This is a genomic window from Capsulimonas sp. (genome assembly GCF_039929585.1).
GTDB lineage: Bacteria > Armatimonadota > Armatimonadia > Armatimonadales > Capsulimonadaceae > Capsulimonas.
The window spans coordinates 1-8,761 of the sequence record NZ_JBDSQY010000150.1; the positions used below are offsets into that span (position 1 = coordinate 1).

The following is an 8,761-nucleotide window of genomic DNA, read 5'->3' on the forward strand; positions in this document are numbered from 1 at the left end:
AAGACACATCTGAGCCATTTTGCGCTCAAGACGCGGCTCTATGCTCAGGCCGTCAAAAGTGCGCACGAGCAGTTGCGCAATATGCCAGTGGAGCGACTCGCTGCGCCACAGACTGCGTAACATCAGTGAATAACTACCTGACCTGGAACTCCCACGCCGTCGATGTCCGCACGCGCTACCTGCGTTTTACGATTGTCGATCCCGGTATGAATGTTCCTGAGATCGTGCTCTATGGAAAGTCTCTGGGGCCGATCCAGTCCGCCAAGGCGCCAGCGCCGAAGCCGCACAAGCGGCCGACAATGGATCAGTTCATCGGAACCAACGCCTTTATCGACGATCCGCTGGACAAAATGCAGGCCGTTGGCTTTGTCCGCGAATATCACAACTGGAGCTGGGATGCGGGGGATGACAAGGCCGATGCGCCGGCGTATCCCAATAACGTCGTTGCATTCAATCCATCTTCTGCGGCAGGCGGAAATTACTGGTTCTTCGACGATTACTACGCGAAGCTGAAGAATGCGGGAATTACGGTGTGTCCGGCGATCCAGGGCAATGTGAAGTGGCTGGCCGGCGATGACGCGCACATGAGCGATAAAGTCGCCGCGCCGGGAAAAGATCCCGCCGATCCGGCGTCGTACGCCGCGCACGCCGACCACATGTTCCAGTTCGCAGCCCGCTACGGCGCCGCGAAGGTCCCAGACAATCTGCTCAAGCTCGCCGCGAACCAGCCGCGCAAGAGCGGGCTTGGCCTGCTGCGTTATTATGAGAACCAGAACGAGCCGGACGCCTGGTGGCATGGCCGCGCGGGCTACGCGAACCCGTACGAACTCGCCGCCCAGTGCAGCGCGGACTACGACGGTCATCAAAAGGCGATGGGCGCCACATTCGGCGTCAAAAACGCCGACCCCAGCGCAAAACTCGTGCTGAGCGGTCTGGCGGGCGTGAACCTGGATTACATCAAGGCGATGAAAGTCTGGGCGGACTGGAACCGTCATGGCGATTTTCCGGCGGATGTGATTAACGTGCACCATTATTCCAACAACGCCGCCGACCAGACCTCCGGACAGATCGGCGTCTGCCCCGAATCCGACGGCTTGAAGGACATGATGAAGAACATCGTGGACTACTGCGAGCGTGAGCTGCCCGGCCGAGAAGTCTGGCTGACCGAGTTTGGCTACGATACGCATTCCGCCTCCGTTCAGCGCGCTCCGGCGATCGGCGAGACGAGCGCCGAGGAAGTGCAGGCGCGCTGGATCGTCCGGTCGTACTTAGTGCTTGCCGCGGCCGGCGTGGACCGAGCCGCGCAGTTTATGCTGCGCGACACAAATCCTAAGGATCCCACACAGTTCAGCACCAGCGGGTTAGTGACACAAAAGGGCGAATGGAAGCCGAAGCCTTCCTGGTATTACACCGCCACGCTTAAGAACCGACTGGCGGGTATGCGTTTTGACGGTGAAGTCCGCAGCGGCAATCCTAAAGTCTGGATCTATCGGTTCCGCGCCGACAATGGCAAGGGAGCGTATGCAGTGTGGTGTCCCAAGGCGGAAAACGCCAAAATTTCAGCGTTTCGGCTGCCGAAATTGACGGCGTCCAAGAGTGCGACTTTGGTGGAGCTGGTGAACGGTCAGACCAGTGGCCAAGTGTCCGCGCTCGCCGTAACCAATGGCGCTGTGACCGTGGATGTGAGCGAGCGGCCAGTCATTATTCTGGTCGATACGCTGTCTCGATGAATGAGGACGATACCAAAGTTATGGCAACGATTTATGATGTCGCAAGAGAATCAGGATTTTCGCTTTCCACGATCTCCAATGTGCTGAACGACGGACCGCGCCCGGTGCGTCCGGAGACGCGTCAGAGAATTCTGGAAGCGATGCGCCTCCTGGACTACCATCCCAGCGCCATGGCGCGTGGGCTTGCCCGGCAGCGCACGAACAATCTGGGCATTCTCTTCGGCGTTGTCGAATCCGCGTCGATTGTAATCAATTCCTATTCCGCCGCCATCCTCCAGGGTGTTCTCACGGTCGCGTCAGAGAGCGGCTACAACATCACGCATCTCACAGCTCCGTGGCGCGGCAAGGAGTATTCTCTGGCGCAGTTTCGCGATCGCAGCACCGATGGCGTCCTTGTCGTCGCTCCTCCCACCGATTCCGATCTGATCCCCGCATTGGCTTCGCTCAAGCTGCCACTGGTCGCCGTGTCCTGGCCACCGGAGCGCGAAAGCGTGCCTTCGGTGGATGTGGATGACGTTCACGGCGCACGTCTGATCATGGGGCATTTGCTGGATTTAGGGCATCGCCGGATCGGGCATCTGATGGGACATGGAAATTTGATCAGCGCCGGCGTGCGCCGCGCGGTCTACGAGCAGTGTCTGGGTGAGGCGGGAATCGCCATGCGGCCTGAGTACGTGCTGACTGGAACCTACTCTACAGAGTCCGGCTACGAAAACGCGCGCCGACTGCTCTCATTGCCAGAACCTCCGACCGCGATTTTTGCGGGCAACGACGAGATTGCGTTCGGCGCCATGGAAGCGGCGCGTGACATGGGAATCTCCATCCCAGGACAGCTTTCGATCGCCGGCGTGGACGATCGTCCGTTGGCAGCCTATGTGAATCCGCCGCTCACCACGCTTCGGCAGCCGTTTGTCCGCATTGGGGAAGAAGCGCTTCGCCTGTTGATCCAGAGGGTTGAAGGCGCGCATATTCCCGCTGTGACCCATCTTTTCCAGCCGGAGCTTATCGTGCGCGGCTCCACCGCGCCGCCAAACGAATAACTTCCTGAGCGGCGAGACCCGACTTATCTGGCGTCAGTGTTTTTTAGCTCTTTGATGATCCTGATGAACGCCGCCATGCGATCGGAGGCGGGGGCCGTGCTCCAAATCGCCCAAACTTCGGCGTGAAGCGGGAAGGAAGTCTCCACTTCAGCACATCGAATCCCGGGAGAGTGTGATTGATGATGGCTCGCCGGCGTCAGGAGCAGGCCCGCGCCGCTGACGACCAGCGCCATGCAATTTTGTCCAGGTTCACGCTCACGGATGCTGGGCGAGACGCCCGATGATTCGAAGGCGGCGATCGTTCTGTCGTAATAGTCCGGGTTCTCATGACGGGGATGCAGGATCAGTGTTTGTCCATTCAGTTGTTTCAGCGTAACTTTGCCGCTGGCGGCCAGAGGGTGACCTTCGGGGATCAGCAGGGAAAGCGGCTCCCGGCGCAGCAGCAGGCTCTCAAACTGCGCTTCTTTGGCCGGCTCATCGGAGAACGCCAGGTCCGCGCGGCCTGACGCGAGCGCTCCCGGCTGCGCTGCTCCCGGCATCTCCACAAGATCGATACGCGCATCGTGATCCTGCTCGCGGAACGCCGTCATCAGCCGTGGCAGTACTGTTTGAAGCGCAAGGGGGGTGTACGCCAGCCGGATCTGCCCCGATTGCCGCTGGGCCGCCGCCGCCACATTCTGCATCGCTTCCTCAAACCGAGACAGTACGCTCCGCGCCTCTGTGATGAAGACATCGCCCACCGGCGTCAGCGACACGCGCCGCGTGGTTCGCGCGAACAGCTTTGCCCCCAGAATCTTCTCCATCTCCGCCAGCAGGCGCGTCAGCGGCGGCTGCGACATGTGCAGCCGCTCCGCCGCCCTGCCAAAGTTCAGTTCGTCCGCCAGAACGATCAAGCAGCGAAGATCATGAAGGTCGATGTCGTTGGTTCCCACGATTAATTCCATTCGAGTATCAATAAAAAGAAAATTAGCAGAAATATTGGCCTGACACTGATCGTATTATATCAGAGAATGAGCCAATCTTAGGTTTCATTTGCGAGGAGAATATATTATGCAGCAGAATGTAATCGCATCCGATACGGACTATGAAGCGATCGTCGTCGGAGGCAGCTTCGCCGGCCTTTCCGCCGCGATGCAGCTGGCGCGCGCCCGCCGGAGAATTCTTGTGGTGGACGCCGGCAAGCCACGAAACCGTTTCTCCGCCGCGTCTCATGGATTCTTCGGACAGGACGGAAGATCGCCCCGTGAGATCATGGAGACTGCCCGAGCGCAGGTCATGGCCTACCCAACGGTCGATTTTTACAGTGGGGAGGCTGTTACAGCCGCGCAGGAGGCGGGAGTGCTTGCCGTGACCTTTGGAGATGGCGACATAGCGCGCGCGAAGCGTCTGGTGCTGGCGACGGGGGTGGTGGACCATCTGCCGGATGTCCCGGGAATGCAGGGACTTTGGGGCGGGGGCGTCATTCACTGTCCTTATTGCCATGGCTATGAGGTCGCGGAGCGTAAAATCGCCGTCTTCGGCGAGGACGAGGTGTCGGTCCATAAGTCGATTCTCGTGTCCGATTGGAGCGCTGATGTGACCCTGCTGACCAATGGCGGGAATTGGCTGACCCAGGAGCATCGCGATCGATTGGCCCTGCGTAACATTCGGGTCGAGGAAACGCCGGTGGCGCGCCTTGTTCCGCGTGGCCGAGAGCTGGACGCCGTGGAGTTTCAGGATGGACGCCGTGTCCCCTACGGAGCGATGTTCGTGGGAACGCGCGTTTCTTTGGCCAGCCCTCTGGCGGAACAATTGGGGTGCGAGATCGAGGAGGGGATGCAGGGGCCGATGATCAAGACGAACGATTTCAAGGAGACCACTGTCGCGGGCGTGTACGCCGCAGGGGACGCCGCCCGAATGATGCACAACGCAACTCTGGCCTCCGCCGACGGTGTTTTGGCGGGCGTAATTTCTCACCAGTCCATGCTTCCGAAGTAACCGCGCTTAAGTCGTCTGGAAGAGAGACTGGGCCTCATCCAGGTACAATTGGGATGAGGTAAGAACGACATGACATCTCCGCGCAGCTATTTCGACGAACTGAATTCGCAATATCTCCACGTGCATAAGACCAAGGAAGATCTCTTCTGGGACACGTACATGGCGATCAGCGACGACCCTGACGGGTTCTCACGGGCCGAGCAGGCCTACAAGGCGTTTGTCTCCGATCCCGGACGGCTCGCTGCGGTGCGGTCGCAGCTTGGGATATTGGATGCGTCGCCGGATCGGGAGAGCCTGCATGATGTCGAATTTGGGCTGCGCGGATGGCTGGCGTTCTTTGAAGCGAACATTGTGGACAACGCCGACGCCGAGCGTTTTCAGAATGAGATGATCGCGATGGAGTCCGATCTGTTCGCGAAGCGTCGTGACTTCAAGATGTACTATGCCAACGAGCGCGGCGAGCGGGAAGAAGCATCGCTGGGGATGCTTTCGACCAACATCGGAACGAACCCAAGTGAGGCGACGCGCAAAGCGTCGCACGACGAACTGCTGCGGCTGGAGCAGTGGGTGCTGGACAACGGATTCCTGGAGATCGTCGGCAAGCGCAACGAACTCGCCCGAGCGCTCGGATATCGGGACTATTTCGATTACAAGGTGCGCACCAGCGAACAGATGAGCCCCGAGGATCTGTTTGCGATCCTGGATGACTTCGACGGACGGACACATGAAGCCTCCCGGCAATCGCTGGACGCAATGATCGCCGAAAAAGGCGCCGAGGCCATTCTTCCGCACAATCTGCCGTTTCATATCAGCGGCGATATTCGACGGCAGATGGACCCCTATTTGCCGTTCGGCAAAGCGCTGGAGCGCTGGATCCTGAGCTTCCGCCGCCTCGGAATTGGCTTTCGTGGCGCGGTCATGCAGCTGGACTTGCTGGAGCGTGAGGGCAAGTACCAGAACGGTTTCTGCCATGCGCCCGTGCCGGCGTTTTTCGACGCCGACGGTCAGTGGGTGGCGTCTCAGGTCAACTTCACCGCGCTCGCCAAGCCGGGACAGGTAGGCAGCGGCGATAACGCCATTCGGACACTGTTCCATGAGGGCGGCCACGCGGCCCACTTCGCCAACGTCACACAGAACGCGCCGTGCTTTTCCCAGGAGTTTGCGCCGACCTCCATGGCGTACGCAGAAACCCAGTCCATGTTCTGCGACAGTCTTCTCGGCGACGCCGATTGGATGAAGCGCTATGCCCGGGATGCGTCGGGCGCCCCGATCCCGGACGAGCTGATCCGAACTCAGATCGAGAAGACGCAGCCGTGGCTTAGTCGATCCATGCGGGGCATGATGACCATCCCATATTTCGAGCTCGCCCTTTACCGAATGAGCGATGAGGAGCGTACGCCCGAAGCCGTGCTGGCGCTTGCGCGGCAAACCGAAGAACGGATATCGGGAACGCGGGGCAGCCGCCCCATACTGTCCGTCCCGCATTTGCTCAACCGAGAATCGGCGGCGTCGTATCATGGATACTTGCTGGCGGAGATGGCGGTTCAGCAGACGCGTGGGTATCTTCTTCAGAAGTTCGGATACCTGACCGACAACCCCCAAATCGGACAGCTGCTTGCCGAGCACTACTGGAAGCCGGGCAACAGCGTCGATCATAATGCGACGCTGATCGGTCTGACCGGCGAAGGCTTCTCGGCCAAATATCTGGCCGAGCACTGCAATCAGACGACGGAAGAAGCGTGGCGAGAGGCTTCCGAATCCATGGACGCCGCCGCACGTCGCGATTATCCCACGGACTACCCAGCCACGCTGGACGCCACGATTCGCATCGTTGACGGCGCCAAGGTGATCGCCGACAACACCGTCTCGGACGCCGACATGTGCGCAAGGTTCGAAGAGTGGGTGGATGAGCTGGCAGGCAGCTAAGATTGCCCTGAGATAGACGTAAATTGGTATCCGGCAGGCGTGCTTTAACAGTGAGCCTGCCCTTTAAGTTAGAGACACATATGTTCACATTCGTTCGAAAGCATCGGCGCCTCAGTTTGGCCCTGGGGGGCGCAATAGTCATCCTTGCGATCGTCCTGGTTCGCCGATACATATTCAATGCTTCCCTGGCGCCCCGGCAGTTTGTCCAGTCGCAGGGGGAGATTGACAGCATCCAGTTTTCGCATGACGGCAGTTTGGTTATGACTACTGACGCGCTGGATTGCCAAGTCACCTTTCGCGACCCAGCCAATGGGCGGATTGTCCGGGAATGGGCGTACAGCGGCGGAGAGACCTGGCTTTCGAATGACGGCGCACGGGTTCTGGCGACAAAGTATTCGCCCGATAGACCGACGCAGTCCACCCTCTACAACGCCGTCACCGGTCGGGCGCTTCGGCGCTGGAACGGGCAGGTGGTGGATGTGCTTCCAGACTTCTCATTAATGGTCATCGGGGAGGATGGTGCTACTCGAAGCGTCGCCAAAGTGTCCGGCAGTCAGCCGGCCCAGCAGACCACCAAGCCGACGCCTGCTCCTCGCGGGGGGCGAGTGGTGGATGTGTTAACGGGGAGAGTTCTCGGGGTGTTGCCAGAGGCCGGGTTTCGGGATGCAATACTGTCTCGCGACGGCCGCTACCTCTGTGTGGTGAACGGCGATAAGCCGGCGCTTCTGCTGCGAGTGCCGGAGATGACGCCCATATTTTCCATGCCGTCTTTGTCCTTTCTGCGGGTGGCGCGCGACGGCGACCGCGCCTTGGGAGTCGACGGCAATACCGGCGTGCTGCATCTCTGGCTTCTGTCGACCGGCCTGCACACAACTGTGGATACTGGTCTCAATCAGTTGCGCCACGTTTATTCGCTGGATGACGGCTCCGTAGTCGTGCAAGGCGACGAAGGGACGCGGTTTCATTCTCACGCGGTGCTGCAGGTTCGCTCGGCGGATGGTGAGCGTCTGCTGCGTTCCCTGCCGATGGATCCCCTGGCTTCCTCATGGAATGCCCAATTTGCCGGCGTCAATGAGTGGAACGGCCACGGCAGTGACGCCTTCAATGTGTTCGATCTCCAGAGTGGCCGGCGAATTGTCCGTTTGAACATGGCAATGGATGCGCTGGGCCAGACGGTCTCTAAACATGATTACGGTGAAGAACGCTTCGCCATCTCCCCGGATGGACATCGGTTCGCTTCCGCCGGTCGCAACGGTCTGCTGCATTTTTATGATTTGAGCGTTCAAACGCCGCCGTCTTCTCACCCGCCGATCTCCACGGATAATGGGCGCTCCGTGCTGTCACTGTCAGACGGCAGCGACGGCCCAGATTTATTTAAGCCAGATTTATTCGAGGCGGTCGCGCTGCCGGGCGGGGGAGTGGCGGCCAGCGGCAGGCATGATGACCCGCAGCAAATCAAATTGTGGCGTTCAGGCAAGGAGCAAATCCTGGGAGGACGTCAATACCAAGTCGCGAGGTTCCAGGTTTCCCAGGACGGCGGAATGATGGCTGTACTCTGGAACGGCGTCAAGCGTGAAAAATCCGAAGGCAAATCCGTCAGCATAATTCAAGATGATGGCTTTATGGACCTGCGCGACACGCATACGGGGCGTCTGATCCGAACCCTCATAGAGCCGGATCCTAACGGCGTTACCAGGACAAGTATCGGCGCCTTGTCTAAACCTGTCTTTTCCCGCGACGGCAAATTTCTGGCTGTCGCTGGAGATAGCGGCGGCGTTCTCGTATTTGATACTGTCTCCGGACGGAAGATGGGGCAATTGTCGGAGACACGTGTCCTAAGTACGAGCTGGATGGGAGGGTTCGTCGGTGATATGTTCGGCGCGGCAGCCTTAGCCTTCGCTCCCGATAACCAATCGCTGGCCGCCGCGCGTGACGACGGCGCAATCTATCTTTACTCACTGAAAACGTTCCTGCCAGTGGCGCAGATCGGCCATACCGAGACAGTGAGCTCACGCCTTCTCGGGCGGTCGCCGCGTCCGCTACGATGGGTGGCGTTCGACGCGCGTGGAGACAAGCTCTATGGCATTG

At 59.6% G+C, this 8,761-nt stretch carries 6 protein-coding genes; 5 read left to right on the top strand and 1 reads right to left on the bottom strand.

The annotated features are described in order from the left end of the window. Window positions 1-125: 125 nt before the first annotated feature. Both ABIZ35_RS10450 and ABIZ35_RS10455 read left to right on the top strand, forming a co-directional pair. On the top strand, window positions 126-1,730 hold the full coding sequence (locus ABIZ35_RS10450; protein ID WP_348219838.1) for a hypothetical protein: 1,605 nt from the start codon (window positions 126-128) through the stop codon (window positions 1,728-1,730). A gap of 20 nt (window positions 1,731-1,750) precedes the next feature. Then, a complete protein-coding gene (locus ABIZ35_RS10455; protein WP_348219839.1) occupies window positions 1,751-2,770 on the top strand; it encodes a LacI family DNA-binding transcriptional regulator in 1,020 nt (339 codons plus the stop codon). 23 nt (window positions 2,771-2,793) lie between these two features. Here ABIZ35_RS10455 and ABIZ35_RS10460 read toward each other — a convergent pair whose 3' ends face one another. Then, complete coding sequence (locus ABIZ35_RS10460) at window positions 2,794-3,714, bottom strand: LysR substrate-binding domain-containing protein (RefSeq protein ID WP_348219840.1); 921 nt, start codon at window positions 3,712-3,714, stop codon at window positions 2,794-2,796. Window positions 3,715-3,820: 106 nt separating this feature from the next. On the opposite strand from ABIZ35_RS10460, the gene ABIZ35_RS10465 reads away from it, so the two are divergent. The 3 genes from ABIZ35_RS10465 to ABIZ35_RS10475 form a co-directional block, all read left to right on the top strand. Further along, the gene (locus tag ABIZ35_RS10465; RefSeq protein ID WP_348219841.1) at window positions 3,821-4,747 is read left to right on the top strand and encodes an NAD(P)/FAD-dependent oxidoreductase; all 927 of its coding nucleotides are present in this window, start codon (window positions 3,821-3,823) and stop codon (window positions 4,745-4,747) included. A 69-nt stretch (window positions 4,748-4,816) separates the two neighbouring features. Then, complete coding sequence (locus tag ABIZ35_RS10470) at window positions 4,817-6,673, top strand: M3 family metallopeptidase (protein ID WP_348219842.1); 1,857 nt, start codon at window positions 4,817-4,819, stop codon at window positions 6,671-6,673. A gap of 80 nt (window positions 6,674-6,753) precedes the next feature. Continuing rightward, the coding region (locus tag ABIZ35_RS10475; protein WP_348219843.1) for a hypothetical protein at window positions 6,754-8,761 on the top strand (2,008 nt) is incomplete at its 3' end.